The organism is Bradyrhizobium elkanii USDA 76, assembly GCF_023278185.1.
GTDB lineage: Bacteria > Pseudomonadota > Alphaproteobacteria > Rhizobiales > Xanthobacteraceae > Bradyrhizobium > Bradyrhizobium elkanii.
Window position 1 is genome coordinate 280,899 of the sequence record NZ_CP066356.1, and the last position, 16,902, is coordinate 297,800.

The window sequence follows — 16,902 nt, forward strand, 5'->3', positions numbered from 1 at the left end:
GATCTCCATCCGATCTGTCGAGCGGCGGATCGCCCGACGATCCGCCGACGTCGCGATATCGCCCGGGCAATCAACCCAGGTGATGAACCTTCTGCAAGCCGTAGACCGGCGTCGCGATGCCCTCCATCCGCGCCTTCAGCTGCAGCGCCAGATATTGGGAGTAATGCCGCGACTGGTGCAGGTTGCCGCCGTGGAACCACAGCGCTTGCTGCTGGGTCGGCTTCCACATGTTGCGCTGCTCGCCCTCCCACGGGCCGGGATCCTTGGTGGTCTCGGATCCGAGGCCCCAGACCTTGCCGACCTTGTCGGCGACGTCCCTCGAGATCAGCTCGGCGGCCCAGCCGTTCATCGAGCCATAGCCGGTGGCATAGACGATGAGATCGGCGGGGAGTTCGCTGCCGTCCACGAACCTGACGCCGGTTTCGGTCAGCTCCTGCACCGCGGCGCCCTTGCCGCTCTTGAGCTTGATCGAGCCGTCGATCACGAGATCGCAGGCGCCGACGTCGATGTAATAGCCCGAGCCGCGACGCAGGTACTTCATGAACAGGCCGGAGCCGTCGTCGCCCCAGTCATGCATGAAGCCGACCTTGTCCAGCGCGGCGTAGAAATCCCTGTCGCGCGCGCGCATCTGTTCATAGAGCGGGATCTGGAATTCGTGCATGATCTTGTAGGGTAGCGAGGCGAAGATCAGGTCGGCCTTGCGCGTGGTCATCCCACTCGCCACCGCCTGCTCCGAATAGAGCGCGCCGAGCCCGATATCCATCAGCGTGTCGGACTTCACGATATGCGTGGATGAGCGCTGCACCATGGTGACGTCGGCACCACCTTCCCACAGCGCCGCGCAAATGTCGTGGGCGGAGTTGTTCGAACCGATCACCACCACCTTCTTGCCGCGATATTTCTCCGGCCCGGGGTGGGTCGAGGAATGCTGCTGCTCACCCTTGAAGATGTCCTGCCCCTTGTAGGTGGGCCAGTTCGCCTTGCCCGACATGCCGGTCGCCAGCACGAGCTGCTTCGGCTTCAGCGTGATCTCCTTGCCGTCGCGCTCGACCACGACAGTCCATTCCCCGGCCTTCTCGTCATACTTGGCCGACTTCGCCGTGGTCGAGCTCCAGTAGTTGAGCTCCATCACCTTCGTGTACATCTCCAGCCAGTCGCCGATCTTGTCCTTCGGCGCGAACACCGGCCAGTTCTTCGGGAAGTCGATATAGGGCAGATGGTCGTACCAGACCGGATCGTGCAGGCAGAGCGACTTGTATCGCTTGCGCCAGGAATCGCCGGCGCGTTCGTTCTTCTCGATGATAATGGTCGGCACGTTCAGTTGCCGCAGCCGCGCGCCAAGCGCGATGCCGCCCTGGCCACCGCCGATGATCAGCGCATAGGGTTGTTTTGCATGACCCAGCTCGGTGATTTCCTGGTCGCGTTCCTCGCGCCAGCTCTTGCGGTCCTTGCCATGGCCGTGCTTGGCGCCGAGCGGACGGGTGAAGCCGGATTTCTCCTCATGTCCCTTGAGTTCGGCCATGGTGGTGAGCAAGGTCCAGATGCGTCCATCCTTCATGCGCAGGTGACCATAGCCGCGCGCGACATCGGTCTCGAACTCGATCCAGCTCTCGACGATGCCGCCGGCCTCGCTGGCAGCTTCGCCATCGGCAATGCGCCATCCCGATGGTTTGCTGTCCGCAAGCCGCGCCTTCAGCATGTCGCGGATCTGATCCTTGCCTTCCATGGTTTTGATGTTCCAGGTGAACGTGACCAGATCGCGCCAGTAGCAATCGGTCTGGAACAGCGCGACCGCGCGTTCGATGTCACCCGACGACAATGCGGCGTTGAACTCGTCGAGCAGCGCGGTGATCTTTCCGTCCGGGGCCTTCGTGAGCATGGTTTCATTCTCCCATATGCCGGCGTCGATCGCCTGTGCGTCGTGGGTCCGGCGCGTTCGTTAGCGAGGTCGAATCTTGCCTCGACCACCATGTCAGCAAGCCTCGTGCCACTGCGGCGCATCTCGAAAAACGCTCGGCATTTCCTCGCGTTAACTGCCGGCGCCAGGCCGCCTCACTTGTTGCGCCATGCAACAGGTGTTGCACGCAACAAACTTGATCGGCGGCACAATCCGAGTGACACTCGACGCAACAACGTGCGGGGAAACATCCAGGAGCATCAGCCGTGACGACGGAGCGGGCTGCGCACATCGACGAGCTGGTTCGCGTTGCGGTCGGCCAGACCAGCGCGCGTGATGCAATCATCCATCAGTCGTGGGTACGATGCGTCTCCGAACACAAGCTCGATCCGTTGGTGCTGCGCGACGCTCATATCGTGACATCCGGGCGGCTGCGCGAGCACCGCGACGCCATGGACGAATTCCTCCACACGGCGCGGTTCGGCGTCGAGATGCTGTATCGTCAGATCGCCGGGCTAGGCTATGTGCTGCTGCTCACCGATGCCAGGGGCATCACGGTGGATTTCATCGGCGACCCGACATTCAACAACACGCTTCGCAAGGCCGGCCTCTATCTCGGCGCCGACTGGAACGAGCCGCATGCCGGCACTTGCGCCGTCGGCACCTGCATCGCGACCGAAGAAGCCCTGACGGTGCATCAATCCGACCATTTCGACGCCACCCATATTCCGCTGACCTGCACGGCCGCGCCGGTCTTCGATCCCAGCGGCAAGCTCGCTGCGGTCTTGGACATCTCCGCGCTGCGCTCGCCGGAACCGAAGGCCAGCCAGTTCCTTGCGCTGCAACTGGTCAAGTCGTTCGCTCACAAGATCGAGAATGCGAACCTGCTGAACCGTTTCCGGCAGGAATGGATCATCAAGCTGTCCGGCTCCGCGGAATTCGCCGATGTCGATCCGGATTATGTGATGGCCGTCGATAGCGGCGGCCGCATCATCGGCTTCAACAATCGCGCAAGGCAGCTGCTCGCCCGCGAACTGGCCAGGCGTCCGGACCTTCGCCTGCGGGCCGACGGCTTCGGCGTATCCGACATCTTCGAATGCACCATCGATGATCTGCCGCGCTTCGCCCATTCTCGCCCCACCGGTCAGCGCACGCTGCGGCTTGCCAACAGCGGCGCGACGCTGTTCGCGCAAACCCTGCCGCCCCCGAACAAGCTGGCGGCGCCGGCCTCCTCCCGCAGCGAGTCGGCGCTTCCGGCGCCGCTGCGCAACCTGTTCCGCGGCGATCCCGCAATGCATCACGTGGTGACGCGCGCCGCCAAGCTCATCAATACCCAGATGGGCTTGCTGATCACCGGCGAAACCGGCACCGGCAAGGAGCACCTGACGAAGGCGCTGCATTCGGTCAGTGCGCGGGCAGGCAGACCTTTCGTCGCGGTCAACTGTGCCGCGCTGCCGGAAAGCCTGATCGAAAGCGAGCTGTTTGGCCACGAGGCGGGCGCCTTCACCGGTGCGGCGGCCAAGGGCAAGAAGGGTCTCGTGCTCGAAGCCGACGGCGGCACCCTGTTCCTTGACGAGATCGGCGACATGCCGATCTCCTCGCAGACGCGCCTGTTGCGCGTGCTTGCCGAACGCGAGGTGACACCGGTCGGTCGCACCCGGCCGGTCCCGCTCAATGTCCGCGTCATCGCTGCCACCCATCGCGACCTTGTCGCGCTGGTGAAGGCGGGGCAGTTCCGCGAGGATCTCTATTTCCGCCTCAACGGCGCGGTGCTTGCGCTGCCTCCGCTGCGTCAGCGCACCGATATCGAGTGGCTGATCGATCAATCCCTGCATCGGCTTTCGACGGAGCACAAGGCCAACTATGCGCTGACGGCAAGCGCGCGCAGCGCGCTGCTCAAGTACCAATGGCCTGGCAACATCCGCGAGCTGATCAATGCGCTCGATCATGGCTGCGCGCTGTCGAACGACGGCACGATCGATCTTGCCGATCTGCCGGACCGGATCGCTCAGCCTTTGCGTGAGGACAGCTCCGGAAAGCCGGTACGAGGCGGAGCGGCGACCTCGCGGCAAGCCGATGCGCTACTGACGGCGTTGCGCAACAATCGCTGGAATGTCTCGCGGGTGGCGCGCGAACGCGGCGTCGATCGCTCGACCATCCATCGCCAGATTCTCCGCTTCGGCATCACGATGCCGAAAGACCTGAGCTGAGCGCAGTCGCTGCCCGCCGTCGCTGACCGCCCTGGTCAGATACGACATCGCTGCCGAACGGTGGCCTGCCGAACGGTGGAAAAATGGCGCGCCATTCAGAACAAAACCACGAACCCGTACATAATTGAAATTGCATGTGATTTTTCCCGCCCCAGGCGTTCGACCTCCGTCGCCGCCGGCTTCGGCCAAGCCGCTGTCGCAAGTGAAATTCGACACGTCTCACGACAGCGTGCGCCCCCCTTCGCTGCGGGATCGTAGTATTGTCGTCGGCAGCCGTCGAAGCTAGGATTTTGCGTAGCATTCGATCGCGACGCACGAAGAGATGCACTCCAGAATCAAGCGGATGGTCGCGGCTGCGATCGGACGGCACGGCAAATGGAGGACATTATGGCGTGGCGTGACGACAAGGCCCGGGCAGCCCTGATCCGCGATGCAGCGGGCAGCGTGCCAGCGGGCAAGAGCCCTCGGGCCTTTGCCGAGCCCTTGTTCGGCTACACCAATATCGAGGATCTCGCCAATTACGATGCCGCCTCGCTTGCCCTCCTGGCTGAGCAGGCCTGGGAGCACGTGCAGCGGCGCACGGCCGGCAGCGCCGATATCCGCGTCGTCAATCCGACATTGCCGAACGGGCGCGAGATTTCCGTGCTCGAAATTCTCAACGACAACATGCCTTTCCTGTTCGACTCCACCATGGCGGAGCTCGCCGAGCAGGGCCTTGAGGTCACCCTGGTCGCTCACCCGATCATCGCCGTGGAGCGCGATGATGGGGGCAAGCTGCTGCGATTCTACGGGGAAGCGCTGCCGGAGGGAGCAAAGGGCGCGCGCGAAAGCCTGATTCATCTCCACATCACCCGCCTGGACGCGGATTCCGATCGCCAGAAGCTGATCGACGGCCTGACCAGGACGTTGAACAATGTCCGCGCCTGCGTTGCCGACTGGCGCGTCATGCGTGACAGCGTCGAGGAAGCGATCAAGACGTTCTCTTCAAATCCGCCGCCGCTGCCGATCGACGAACTCGCCGAAGCCAATCAGTTCCTGCAATGGCTCTGCGCGGACAATTTCACTTTCCTCGGCGTGCGCAAATATCGCTTCTCGCCCGACAGCGACGCGTCGGACGACATTACAACCGGCGAAGGCCTCGGCATCCTGCGCGATCCGGACGTGAAGGTCCTGCGCCGCGGCAGCGAAATGGTGGTGATGACGCCGGAAATCCGCGAGTTCATGCACGAGCCGACCCTGCTGATCGTCATCAAGGCCAATGTCTCCAGCCGCGTCCATCGCCGCACCCGGATGGATTATGTGGGCATCAAACTCTACTCGCCCGACGGCCGGCTCGAAGGCGAATTGCGCGTCGTCGGCCTTTTCACCTCGGGGGCCTATACTCGCTCGGTACGGCAGATCCCTTATGTCCGCCACAAGGTTTCGCGGGTGCTGCAGCGCGCGGGCTTCGACCCGAACGGCCATTCCGGCAAGGCGCTGATGCATATTCTCGAAGATTATCCGCGCGACGAGCTGTTCCAGATCGACGTCGACACGCTCTACAACTTCGTCATCGAGATCCTGATCCTCTACGAGCGTCCGCGCGTCCGGGCGCTGCCGCGGGTCGACAAGTTCGATCGCTTTGTCTCCATCCTCACCTTCATTCCGCGCGACAAATACGACACCGACGTCCGCACGCGCGTCGGAAGCTTTTTGGCGCAGTCCTACAAAGGGAAGCTGTCCGCCTCCTACGTATCATTCCCTGAAGGGGCGCTTGCGCGCGTCCACTTCATCATCGGGCGCTATGAAGGCAAAACGCCCGTCGTCGACCGCGCCCTGCTCGAAGCCGGGATCAGCGCCATTGCCGCGACCTGGGCCGACAAGCTGAAGGCCGCGCTCACCGCGTCGACCGATGGCATGCGGGCGCGCATGCTCACCAACCGATATGCCCAGGCCTTCAGCGGCGGCTATACCGAGGTGTTCGGTGCGGAACAGGCGATCGCCGATATCACGACCGTCGAAAAGCTGACGCCGGCCCGCCCGGTAACGATCTCGGTTTACCGCATCGAAGGCGACGATCCGAGGCGCTTCGGCCTCAAGGTGTTTTCGGACGCCGTACCGCTGTCGTTGTCCTACCGCGTGCCCGTGATCGAAAATCACGGCCTGCGCGTGGTCAACGAACGCACCTATCAGATCGTGCCCGGTAACAGGCCGGAGCCGGTCTGGCTGCACGACATGACGATCGAGACCAGTGACGGCCAGCCCATCGAGATCAACCCGGAATTCAGCCATCGTCTGGAAGCCTCGATCATGGCGGTGGTCACCGATCGCGCCGAATCCGACGGATATAACGGCCTGATCCTGCGCACCGCGCTGAGCTGGCGGGAGGTCTCGACCATCCGGGCGCTGTCGCGCTACCTGCACCAGATCCGCGCTCCGTTCACCCAGGACTACATGTGGGAGACCTTGCGCAAGAACGCCGCGATCACGGCCAGCCTGGTCGCGATGTTCCAGACCCGCCTCGATCCGCGCCTCGTCCTTACCGATCGCGAGCGCACGGCGCGCGAGGCGGCTTTGCTTGCGGAGATCGAGGAACAGCTCAAACCCGTCGCCTCGCTCGATGAAGACCGCATCCTGCGCCGCTTCACCAATCTGGTGCAGGCGACCGTTCGCACCAATCTGTGGCAGATCGGCGAGGATGGACATCCGCGCCCGGTGATCTCCTTCAAGTTCGACGCGCGCCGGATCGACGACTTGCCCGCTCCACGACCGCTCTACGAGATCTTCGTCTATTCCCCTCGTGTCGAAGGTATCCACCTGCGCTTCGGCAAGGTTGCGCGCGGTGGCTTGCGCTGGTCCGACCGGCCGCAGGATTTCCGCACCGAGATCCTCGGCCTGGTGAAAGCGCAGCAGGTCAAGAACGCCGTGATCGTGCCGGTCGGTGCCAAGGGCGGCTTCGTGCCCAAGCGTCTGCCGCCGCCTGCCAGGCGCGACGCCTGGCTCGCGGAGGGCACCGAAAGCTATCGCATCTTCGTTCGCTCGCTGCTCGAACTCACCGATAATCTCGACGGCGACATCGTCGTGCCGCCCGAATCCACCGTGCGCCACGATGGCGACGACCCCTACCTCGTCGTTGCCGCCGACAAGGGCACCGCCACCTTCTCCGACGTCGCGAACGCGATCTCGGCCGAGAAGAACCATTGGCTCGGCGATGCCTTCGCATCCGGCGGCAGCCAGGGTTACGACCACAAGAAGATGGGGATCACGGCGCGCGGCGCCTGGACGGCGGTCAAGCGCCACTTCCGCGAGCTCGGCACCGACATCCAGACCATGCCGTTCACCGCGGTCGGCGTCGGCGACATGTCGGGCGACGTTTTCGGCAATGGCATGCTGCTCTCGCCGGCGACAAGGCTTGTGGCGGCTTTCGATCATCGCGACATCTTCATCGATCCTTCGCCCGATCCATCGACCAGCTTCGCCGAGCGCAAGCGCCTGTTCGATCTGCCGCGATCGAGCTGGCAGGACTACGACAAGTCGCTGATCTCGCAGGGCGGCGGCGTGTTCTCGCGCTCGCTCAAGGCGATTCCGCTTGCGCCGGAAGTGCGCACGCTGCTCGATCTCGACAAGCCGCAAGCCACGCCTTTCGAGGTGATGACGGCGATCCTGAAGGCTCGCGCGGACCTGTTGTGGTTTGGCGGCATCGGCACCTATGTCCGCTCCTCCGGGGAAAGCGACGATCAGGTCGGAGACCGCGCCAACGATCCGATCCGCATCGCGGGTGGCGACGTGCGCGCCCGGGTGATCGGCGAAGGGGCCAACCTCGGCGTTACCCAGCGCGGCCGCATCGAAGCGGCGCAGAAGGGCGTCAAGCTCAACACCGACGCCATCGACAATTCGGCCGGCGTGAACACGTCCGACGTCGAGGTCAACATCAAGATCGCGCTGGCGCGCCCCGAGCGCGAGGGGCGCCTCAGTCCCGCCGACCGCAACAGCCTGCTTGCCGCGATGACCGACGAGGTCGGCGCGCTGGTGCTGCGCAACAACTATCTGCAGACGCTGGCGCTCTCGTTGGCAGAGCGCAAGGGTGTGGCCGAGACCGGCTTCCTCACCCGCCTGATGCAGTCGCTCGAACAGCGCGGCTTGCTCAGCCGCGCCGTGGAGTTCTTGCCCGACGACGCCGCGCTCACCGAGCGCACACGGCGCGGCCAGTCGCTGGCGCGGCCCGAGCTTGCCGTGCTGCTGGCCTACGCCAAGCTGACCCTCTACGATGACCTGCTCGTCACCAGCGTGCCCGATGACCCCTATCTCGCCCGCGAGCTATCCCAGTATTTTCCGCGCGAGGTTCAGGACAAATTCCCGACCGCGGCCGGATTGCATCGCCTGCGGCGGGAGATCATCGCGACCAGTCTCGCCAATGCGGTGATCAATCGCGGCGGCCCGGCCTGCGTCGTGCGCCTGATCGACGAGACCGACGCCGATATCCCGACCATTGTCATGGCCTATGTGGCGGTCGATGAATGCTTCGGCCTGAAGTGGCTCAATGACGCGATCGACGCGCTCGACGCCTGCATCGACGGGCAGCTGCAGCTGTCCCTCTACCTTTCGGTGCAGGACCTCCTGCTCTCCCGCATGGTCTGGTACGTGCGCAATGTCGATTTCAAGGACGGGCTGGAGGCCGTCGTCGCGCGCTTCGGCCCGGCGATCCGCCAGATCGTCGCCGGGCTCGACACTGCCTTGCCGCCGGACTTGCAAGCGGCGCGCGTCAAGCGGCGGCAGGAACTCGCCGACGCCGGTGTCCCGGCCGGCCTCGCCGGCGAGCTCGCCGATCTTGACGCTTTGGTCTCGGCTCCCGACATCGTGACGGTCGCCGAGCGCACCACGCGCCCCATCGGCGATGCCGCCGCGACCTTCTACGCCGCCGAGGCGAATTTCCGCCTCGACCGCATCATCGCCGCCGCACGCAGTGTGCCGGCCAACGATTATTTCGAACGCATGGCCATCGATCGCGCCGTCGAGCAGATCGCCGGCGCCGAGAGGAGACTGGCCGCCGATATGCTGGCAACCGGCCAGTCTGGCCAGCAGGCCGTCGAGACCTGGCTCGCGGCTCACCCCGAGGCGACGCGTATCCGCCGCTCGGTCGAGGAGATCGCGGCCAGCGGCCTGACCCTCGCCAAGCTGACGGTTGCGGCGAACCTGCTGGGGGACTTGGTCAAGGCCTGAAGGCGTGCGAGGCGGCGATGTGAGAAGCGCAATGCTGGCGCAGGTAGTTTGCCGGCAAACGGAGGAATCCAATGATCCACGCCACCTGCCATACCGCCGACAATGTTCGCTGCATCGAGTTCGATGCCACACCGTGGTTCAGCGAAGCTGACGCTCCGAGCATTATCGATTTGGCCCAACGAGGATGGACCAGCACCGCGATTGCAGATTCCCTCGAGCACAGACAAGGATACGAACGCCTGCACGACCTCGTTGAATATGCGGCGAAGCGACTGCAACTGGAATCTCTGGAGGACCCAACCTGGGAAACCTTCGAGTGTGTCGTCGATGGACCCGAGGCCGTCGCCTGGCTCGAGAAAAACCGTCCCAACGTTGTGGCAAGAATCCCTTAAAGCCGCGGGAAGCCGCAGCAAAGGCTACAATTGATCGGCGGCAAACGAAGCGGAAATGGCGCTCGCAAAAGCGCGACCTCGAGTTCGGCGCCGTATACGATCGAGCGGCCGAAACGCTTAGCCGCCACCAATCCCGCGCGCGACAGGATCGCCAGATGCGATGACATGGTGTTTTGCGGGACCGACGGGGCCTTGGCGATATCGCCAGCCGCCGGTCCTTCCGGTTCGTTCTTCACCAGCAGGCGAAAAGCATCGAGCCGGGTCGGCTGGGCCAATGCGGCGAGCGCCAAGATGGCTTGCTCTGGTTCCATATATCGAGAATTATCGATTATATCAGAAAACCGTTTAGGCGATCGTTCGCCGTCTTTAATTCGATAATACTAGAAATATAGTTGACACTCTGAAGCTGTTGCGACAGATTATAGACATGAAACTGGATGACGCAGCCATGCACCTTGAAGCTTTGGGCAATCCGACCCGGCTCAAGATCTATCGTGCCCTTGTTCGCGCTGGGCAGGCTGGTCTGCCCGTCGGCCGATTGCAGGATAAACTAAAAATCGCGCCATCAACCCTGTCGCACCACGTCAAGACGCTCGTGACCGCCGGCCTCATCACCCAGGTGCGGGAGGCAACGACTCTGACGTGTCACGCCAACTATGACGTGATGCAGGGGCTGGTCGACTTTCTAGTTGCTGAATGCTGCGCCGATGCGACCGAATGCAAGGATACAAGCACTGCGGCCTGATCTTTTCAGGTCGAAAATTTCGATATTTCTAGTTTGATAGGAGAAGCAAAATGGAACAGTCGAAGTCGGTTGCTATCATTGGCGCAGGTCCTGTCGGACTTGCCGCCGCTGCTCATGTTATTGAACGCGGAATGACACCGGCCGTTTTGGAAGCAGGTCCGGAAATTGGTCATGCGATGCGGCAGTGGAGCCACGTGCAGTTGTTCTCGCCGTGGGAATACAACGTCGACAAAGCGGCCGAGCGCTTGCTGGCGCCAACCGGTTGGAATTCGCCGGATCCAAAGCAATATCCGACCGGCGGTGAGTTGCTGTCGCAGTATCTCGAACCGCTGGCTCACCGCACGGTGCTCAAGGATCACATTCATACATCAAGCCGCGTGACCGACATCAGTCGCGTTGGTTTCGACAAGCTCAAGACCAAAGGCCGCGGCGACGCGCCTTTCGAGCTTCGTTACCAAAACGGGCAAGGCCCGAAAAGCATTCGCGCCGATGCGGTGATCGATACGTCAGGTACTTGGTTCTCGCCGAACCCTGGTGGCGCAAACGGTCTTCCGGCCCTCGGCGAGCGGGAGAACGCTACCAAGATCGCGTACGGGATGCCCGACGTGCTCGGCAAGGATCGCGCCCGGTATGCTGGAAAGGCCATCGCCGTGCTCGGGGCTGGGCATTCTGCGGTTGGCACGCTAATCGAACTCACGAATCTGAAATCTCAGGCTGCAAGCACCGAAGTCATTTGGATCTTGCGCGGTGACAATCCTGCCAAAGCTTTTGGCGGGGGCGTCAATGACAAACTCGTGGCGCGTGGCGAACTGGGAATGGCTCTGGCAGGGCTGGTAACCTCTGGGCAAATCCGAGTGGAAGCCAGCTTCTCTGTGACTCGCATCGACCGTGACGGCGAGCGCCTGAAGCTTGCCACTGCCGGATGCTGCGACCGGAGCATTGTGGCTGACGAACTAATCGTCGCGACGGGGTTCCGTTCCGACCTCGAATTCTTGCGTGAACTTCGGATTCAGCTCGATCCGGCCATCGAATGCCCGATCGCGCTGGCGCCGCTGATCGACCCCAATGAACATAGCTGCGGCACAGTACGCCCACATGGCGCGGCCGAACTCGCGCAGGACGAGCCGGGATTCTACTTCGCCGGCATGAAGTCATATGGGCGTGCGCCAACGTTCCTGATGCTCACCGGCTACGAGCAGGTGCGGTCAATTGCGGCCAAAATTGCCGGTGACAATGAAGCGGCAGCGCGGGTTGAACTCGTATTGCCCGAGACAGGCGTGTGCAGCCGCAGCGCGACACCGGGACAGGTCGAATGCTGTGGCGGGTCGGCCACCGAACGGGCGGACGCCTGTTGCGTCGATGATGCTAAGGCGAAGGGTGCAGGAAAAGCTGGCTGTGGCTGTGCAGCTTAGCGCGGAAAGGTGCGAATGCTGACGCTAGAGGGGCGATCCGTCATCGCGGCGATGTGTGTGGGGCAGCTCGGTAGCTTGCTCCCGCATGTCGTCGTGCCGTCGATACTTGCCGCATTCCTGATTCCGGAATGGCACCTGAGCGGTGCGCAGGCTGGCCTTCTCGCCGGCTCGGGCGCAGCTGGCTACATGTTGACGGTGCCGGTGTTGGCCACGCTGACTGACCGGATCGACGCGCGCAAGATCCTGATTGCGGGCTCGGCGGTCAGTGCACTCGGTACATTGCTGTTCGGCCTGTTTGCGACCGGCCTCTGGTCCGGAGCATTGTTCAACGCCATTGCGGGCATCGGCTTCGCGGGCGCTTATATGCCCGGTCTCAAGGCGCTGACTGACCGGCTGGCACCCGGCGATTCATCCCGCGCGGTCACGCTGTATACGTCGAGCTTTTCGTTCGGCGTCGGGCTGTCGTTCCTGGTCTCGCAACTCGTTGCGGAAGCTTTGGGCTGGCGCTCAGCCTTCCTCGTGACAGCGCTGGGCCCGCTGATGATGCTTTCGGTCTGCTTCCTGCTGCGGCCGGTGGCGCCAAAACCCGCGCAGGGCCGCCTCTTGGACTTCGCGCCGGTGTTCCGCAACAGCAACGCCATGGGCTTTGTTCTCGGCTATGGCGCCCACTGCTTTGAGCTTTACGGCATCCGCACCTGGCTGGTTGGATTCTGGACTTTCGTGGCGGTGAGGAACTCGGAAGGCTCACTCCTGACGCCCGTCGTCGTCAGCGTGCTTTTCTCCTTGCTCGCGATGCCGGCTAGCATCCTCGGCAACGAATGCGCGATCCGGTTCGGTCGACATCGCGCCATCACCGCCGTGATGTTGAGTTCTGCTTGCGTGGCGCTGCTGATCGGCGCGTTCGCCGACAAATCGCCATGGCTGTTGCTGCCACTGGTGTTGGTCTACGCCATCACGGTGCCCGCCGATTCCGGTGCGTTGACCTCGGGAATGACGATGGCCGCCGATCCCAACTACCGCGGCGCAACGATGGCCGTGCATTCGACCGTTGGCTTTAGTCTGTCGGCTTTGGGCGCGTGGGCCCTTGGCGTCGCGCTGGATGCGGCGGGCGGACCATCGAGTGCCACCGCCTGGGCGGCAGCGTTTGCCGTACTCGCGGCAGGCATTCTGCTCGGCCCCGTCGCGCTCTATTGGTCGAGGGCGAGGGCGCCACAGGGATGAGTCAACGTCAGCTTCCAATCATACTGGCGCTTGGCTCCAGCCAGACGCTGGCGTGGGCCTCCACCTATTATCTGCCGGCGATTCTTGCCAATCCGATCGCCCGCGACCTTGGGATCTCGTCGACTCTCGTTTTCGGCGCGCTTTCGGTCGGCCTGATCATCGCGGGCCTCCTGGGACCGCGTGTTGGGCATTTCATCGATACGTTCGGCGGCCGGGGGCTGCTTGCCGTTTCGAACGTCGTGTTTGCGGCGGGACTGGTCCTTCTTTCTTTCGCGTCCGGAAGCGTTGTGTTGATCGCGTCGTGGCTCATCCTCGGCGTTGGCATGGGGATGGGGCTCTATGAGGCCGCCTTTGCGACACTGACGCGCATGTATGGATACGCCGCCCGCAGGCCGATTACCGGCATCACCCTGATTGCAGGCTTCGCAAGCACGATAGGTTGGCCGATCACCACGTATCTCGATGCGCACTTTGGCTGGCGGATTGCGTGCCAGGTTTGGGCGCTTATTCACATTGCGTTCGCGCTGCCGCTGAACCTGTCGCTGCCGCGCGCTAAACCATTCCAGGCGGCTTTGCCCGATGAGGTAAGGCCCACAGAGTCGGCGCAGCAAAGCGAGACAGTCGCCATGATCCTCGTGGCTTATGTCTTTGCGGCGACCGGGTTTGTGAGTTCGGGACTTTCTGCCTTGATGCCTTCCCTGCTCTTGCAGTTCGGTGCAACACCGGCGGCAGCGCTGCTCGCGGGAACCCTGATCGGCCCGGCACAGGTGGCAGCGCGGATTATCGAAGCGGGCTGGCTTAGCCGCTACCATCCTCTTGCGTCGACTCGGCTTGCGACGGTCATGAATCCACTCGGCATAGCAGTCCTTGCGGCTGGAGGACCGGTGTTCGCCCCTGCCTTCGCCATCTTCTACGGTGCGGGCAATGGCATCTTGACCATAGCGCGCGGCACGCTACCGCTCGCACTGTTTGGGCCGCACGGCTTTGGCCGTCGCGTTGGCGTGCTATCGCTTCCGGCCCGCGCGACCGGTGCCGTCGCGCCGCTCGCCGTTGGCCTGTTTGCTGAATATCTCGGTGCAGGAGCGTTATGGATCACGGCGCTAGCGTCGGTTTCCGCATTCATCGCGCTTTTTTTTCTGCGAGCGAGACAAGCGCCATAACGGAGTGGCAACACCTTAGGCGGGGCGAACTTCTGACCGACACTGTCAGTGAGCAACCTATCGACTCTCGGCGACGATTTTATCCAGATTGCTTACTCGCTCGAATGAGACAGAACTGGAATTTCGGTTCGGACGCTCATATCGCGTTGTAAACAAAGAAAAACTGGCGCACCCGACACGATTCGAACGTGTGACCTTTGCCTTCGGAGGGCAACGCTCTATCCAGCTGAGCTACGGGTGCGTGCAGGGGTTCATTTAGCTGATTGGCTCCGCGTCGGCAACGGCGTTGTCCGGCCGGTCAAGGGCTGTAAACTGCCTCCCGACAATATGACAGGCCGCGGAAAAAGGCCGTCTTTCGAGGGAGTTTGCCCATGCGTCCGCTGGAATTCGGCTGGTATCTGCCCACGCATGGCGACACCACCGCCTATGGGCTGATGGAGGCGCAGATCGCCGGCTCGCCGGAACTCTGCGAGCGCGTGGTCGCGGCCGCCGAGCATGCCGGCTTCGAGTATCTGCTGATCCCGGTCGGCTCGGTGTGCTGGGAGGCCTGGATCACGGGCGCCTTCATGGCGGCGCGCTCGAGCCGGATCAAGCCGCTGATCGCAGCAAGGCCCGGCTATATCAACCCGGTGCTGATGGCCAAGATGATCTCGACCTTCGACCAGATGTCGGGCGGGCGAATCTGCATCAATCTGATCGCCGGCCAGAACGAGAGCGAGGTCGAGGCCGAGGGCGTGCGCCAGCCCAAGGAAGAGCGCTACGCGCTGATGGAGGAGGAGGTCTCGATCCTCAAGGCGCTATGGACGACGCGCGGTCCGGTGCATTTCCAGGGCAGGTTTCACACCATCTCCGGCGCGCATATCCGGCCGCGGCCGCTGCAGCAGCCATTTCCAAAATTCTATCTCGGCGGCGGCTCGCGGCAGGCCTGGGAGGTGTCGGCGAAGCATTCCGATGTTCATCTGTTCTGGGGCGACCTCCCGGAACGCATCGCAGAGAATATCGCCGAGATCCGGCGGATGGCGCGGGCGCATGACCGCGAGGATGCGATCGGCTTCGGCATGCGGCTGCAGGTGATCTGCCGCGAGAACGAGGCGGATGCCTGGGAGGCGGCCGACCAGCTGGTGCGCCACGCCACCGAGCGGCAGAAGCAGGAGATGAAGACGCTCTACAATCGTTCCGAGGCCAACCAGCGCGTGCAGCAACTCGCGCGCGACTACGGCGATCTGTTGATGCCGCATCTGTGGACCGGCATCACCAAGGTGCGGCCCGGCGCCGGCATCGCGGTGGTCGGCGATCCCGCGCAATGCGCCGCCACCTTGCAGCAGTTCATCGACGCCGGCTGCCACTCCTTCTGCCTGTCCGGCTATCTGCACGACGAGGAGGCCGAGCGGTTCGGCCGCCTGATCCGTCCGACCCTCGCCGCCAACAATCGCGGGCGGCTCGTCGCCTGAGGTGCGATCCGGAAGCTTTCCGAAAATTCACGGGTGAATCTGCGCCTGACGCGCCATGATCCAGCCGAGCTCGCGGCAGCAACGGAGTCGAACCATGCATCACCGGGCCTGGCTTGCGGCCGCGGCATTGCTCGTCGTGGCGGCGGCGCACGGACCCGCAGCGTCCGCGACCCAGGCACAGACCGAGCGCGACCTGAAGCCGGTCAAGGAGATCGCCAATGCGCGGCTTGCCGTCGGCAATGCGAGCTTTCCGCTCTACCTCTCGGCCGACTGGTCCAGTCCGCTGCCGGATGTCACGCGCGCCGTGCTCGTGCTGCACGGGGTGCTGCGCAATGCCGACGACTATTTTCGCGCGGCGCTGAGCGCGCAGGCCGCGGCCGGCGATGCCGGCGAGCATGCGCTGATGATCGCGCCGCAATTCCTGATCGAGTCCGACGTCGAGGCATTCAAGCTGCCGGCGGAGACGCTGCGCTGGAGCCTCTATGGCTGGCAGGGCGGCGAGCCCGCGCTCGCGCCGAGCCCGGCGAGCTCATTCGAGGCGCTCGACGCCATCCTGGCGAAGCTCGGCGACCGCAAGTTGTTTCCAAACCTGCAGCAGGTCGTCGTGTTCGGCCATTCCGGCGGCGGCCAGGTGGTGCAGCGCTATGCAATCGCGGTGAAGGGGGACAAGGTGCTGCTGCGGCAGGGCATCGGCGTGCGCTATGTGGTCGCCAATCCGTCCTCCTACGCCTATTTCACCAAAGAGCGGCCGGAGGCCGCGATCGCGGCGAACTGCCACGGCTATAACAGCTGGAAATTCGGCATGGACAGCCGCCCGCCCTATCTTGCCGAGCCTTCGTCGGCCGCGCTGGAGCAGGCCTATGTCGCGCGCCGCGTGATCTATCTGCTCGGAACGCTCGACACCAACCCCAATCATCCCGCGCTCGACAAATCCTGCATGGCGGAGGCCGAAGGGCCGTACCGTTACGCGCGCGGGCATTCCTATGCCGCCGCGATGCAGGCCCGCGACGAGGGCACGCCGAACCACCGCGTGTGGGATGTGCCCGGCGTCGGTCATGCGGGCGGCAAGATGCTCAACTCGCCCTGCGGCCTGACCGCGGTGTTCGACATCCCCGGCTGCGAAGCGGCGCGCTGAGCCCCCCGACACCAGAATTTGTGCGCGGATTCGGTGGCAAGCGGCACCGAGATCGCCTACGCTCGTGTCGCGAATGGAGC

General features: G+C 63.6%; 11 protein-coding genes and 1 tRNA gene. 9 read left to right on the forward strand and 3 right to left on the reverse strand.

Translation table 11 applies throughout. The annotated features are described in order from the left end of the window. Positions 1 to 70: 70 nt before the first annotated feature. Complete coding sequence (locus JEY66_RS01335) at positions 71 to 1,879, reverse strand: NAD(P)/FAD-dependent oxidoreductase (RefSeq protein WP_018269229.1); 1,809 nt, start codon at positions 1,877 to 1,879, stop codon at positions 71 to 73. Between the two features lie 284 nt (positions 1,880 to 2,163). Here JEY66_RS01335 and JEY66_RS01340 point away from each other — a divergent pair, with 284 nt between their 5' ends. The 3 genes from JEY66_RS01340 to JEY66_RS01350 all read left to right on the forward strand — a co-directional run bounded on the left by JEY66_RS01340 (position 2,164) and on the right by JEY66_RS01350 (position 9,698). Beyond that, the gene (locus JEY66_RS01340; protein ID WP_016843582.1) at positions 2,164 to 4,107 is read left to right on the forward strand and encodes a sigma-54-dependent Fis family transcriptional regulator; all 1,944 of its coding nucleotides are present in this window, start codon (positions 2,164 to 2,166) and stop codon (positions 4,105 to 4,107) included. Positions 4,108 to 4,482: 375 nt separating this feature from the next. After that, positions 4,483 to 9,306: an NAD-glutamate dehydrogenase gene (locus JEY66_RS01345; protein WP_016843581.1), complete on the forward strand. Its 4,824-nt coding sequence runs from the start codon at positions 4,483 to 4,485 to the stop codon at positions 9,304 to 9,306. Between the two features lie 71 nt (positions 9,307 to 9,377). Continuing rightward, positions 9,378 to 9,698, forward strand: coding sequence for a hypothetical protein (locus JEY66_RS01350; RefSeq protein ID WP_016843580.1), 321 nt, complete (start codon positions 9,378 to 9,380; stop codon positions 9,696 to 9,698). Here the strand turns inward: JEY66_RS01350 and JEY66_RS01355 are convergent. After that, on the reverse strand, positions 9,695 to 10,009 hold the full coding sequence (locus tag JEY66_RS01355) for an ArsR/SmtB family transcription factor (RefSeq protein ID WP_016843579.1): 315 nt from the start codon (positions 10,007 to 10,009) through the stop codon (positions 9,695 to 9,697). The genes JEY66_RS01350 and JEY66_RS01355 overlap by 4 nt on opposite strands. Before the next feature lie 116 nt (positions 10,010 to 10,125). On the opposite strand from JEY66_RS01355, the gene JEY66_RS01360 reads away from it, so the two are divergent. Genes JEY66_RS01360 through JEY66_RS01375 form a run of 4 tightly spaced genes read left to right on the forward strand, consistent with a single transcriptional unit; the run spans position 10,126 to position 14,236 of the window. Continuing rightward, the gene (locus JEY66_RS01360; protein WP_016843578.1) at positions 10,126 to 10,443 is read left to right on the forward strand and encodes an ArsR/SmtB family transcription factor; all 318 of its coding nucleotides are present in this window, start codon (positions 10,126 to 10,128) and stop codon (positions 10,441 to 10,443) included. Positions 10,444 to 10,493: 50 nt separating this feature from the next. Then, the gene (locus tag JEY66_RS01365) at positions 10,494 to 11,855 is read left to right on the forward strand and encodes an NAD(P)-binding domain-containing protein (protein ID WP_026192012.1); all 1,362 of its coding nucleotides are present in this window, start codon (positions 10,494 to 10,496) and stop codon (positions 11,853 to 11,855) included. A 51-nt stretch (positions 11,856 to 11,906) separates the two neighbouring features. Continuing rightward, the gene (locus JEY66_RS01370; protein WP_026192011.1) at positions 11,907 to 13,076 is read left to right on the forward strand and encodes an MFS transporter; all 1,170 of its coding nucleotides are present in this window, start codon (positions 11,907 to 11,909) and stop codon (positions 13,074 to 13,076) included. Beyond that, positions 13,073 to 14,236, forward strand: a complete 1,164-nt coding sequence (locus tag JEY66_RS01375; protein ID WP_026192010.1) for an MFS transporter — start codon at positions 13,073 to 13,075, stop codon at positions 14,234 to 14,236. The genes JEY66_RS01370 and JEY66_RS01375 overlap by 4 nt, the downstream gene beginning before the upstream one ends. 164 nt (positions 14,237 to 14,400) lie before the next feature. On the opposite strand, the gene JEY66_RS01380 is transcribed toward JEY66_RS01375, so the two are convergent. Further along, positions 14,401 to 14,477: transfer RNA gene (locus tag JEY66_RS01380), tRNA-Arg, on the reverse strand. A gap of 130 nt (positions 14,478 to 14,607) precedes the next feature. Between JEY66_RS01380 and JEY66_RS01385 the strand changes: the two genes are divergently transcribed. Both JEY66_RS01385 and JEY66_RS01390 read left to right on the forward strand, forming a co-directional pair. Then, positions 14,608 to 15,687 carry an LLM class flavin-dependent oxidoreductase gene (locus tag JEY66_RS01385; RefSeq protein WP_018269228.1) on the forward strand — a complete coding sequence of 360 codons (1,080 nt, stop codon included), beginning with the start codon at positions 14,608 to 14,610 and terminating at the stop codon, positions 15,685 to 15,687. A gap of 94 nt (positions 15,688 to 15,781) precedes the next feature. Next, entirely contained in the window at positions 15,782 to 16,822 is a 1,041-nt protein-coding gene (locus JEY66_RS01390; RefSeq protein ID WP_016843573.1) for an alpha/beta fold hydrolase, read from the forward strand. Positions 16,823 to 16,902 lie beyond the last annotated feature (80 nt).

Coding starts and splice junctions, on each gene's coding strand:
- JEY66_RS01335 (WP_018269229.1), bottom strand. CDS start 1,879: ATGCTCACGAAGGCCCCGGACGGAAAGATCACCGCGCTGCTCGACGAG.
- JEY66_RS01345 (WP_016843581.1), top strand. CDS start 4,483: ATGGAGGACATTATGGCGTGGCGTGACGACAAGGCCCGGGCAGCCCTG.
- JEY66_RS01350 (WP_016843580.1), top strand. CDS start 9,378: ATGATCCACGCCACCTGCCATACCGCCGACAATGTTCGCTGCATCGAG.
- JEY66_RS01355 (WP_016843579.1), bottom strand. CDS start 10,009: ATGGAACCAGAGCAAGCCATCTTGGCGCTCGCCGCATTGGCCCAGCCG.
- JEY66_RS01360 (WP_016843578.1), top strand. CDS start 10,126: ATGAAACTGGATGACGCAGCCATGCACCTTGAAGCTTTGGGCAATCCG.
- JEY66_RS01365 (WP_026192012.1), top strand. CDS start 10,494: ATGGAACAGTCGAAGTCGGTTGCTATCATTGGCGCAGGTCCTGTCGGA.
- JEY66_RS01370 (WP_026192011.1), top strand. CDS start 11,907: ATGTGTGTGGGGCAGCTCGGTAGCTTGCTCCCGCATGTCGTCGTGCCG.
- JEY66_RS01375 (WP_026192010.1), top strand. CDS start 13,073: ATGAGTCAACGTCAGCTTCCAATCATACTGGCGCTTGGCTCCAGCCAG.
- JEY66_RS01385 (WP_018269228.1), top strand. CDS start 14,608: ATGCGTCCGCTGGAATTCGGCTGGTATCTGCCCACGCATGGCGACACC.
- JEY66_RS01390 (WP_016843573.1), top strand. CDS start 15,782: ATGCATCACCGGGCCTGGCTTGCGGCCGCGGCATTGCTCGTCGTGGCG.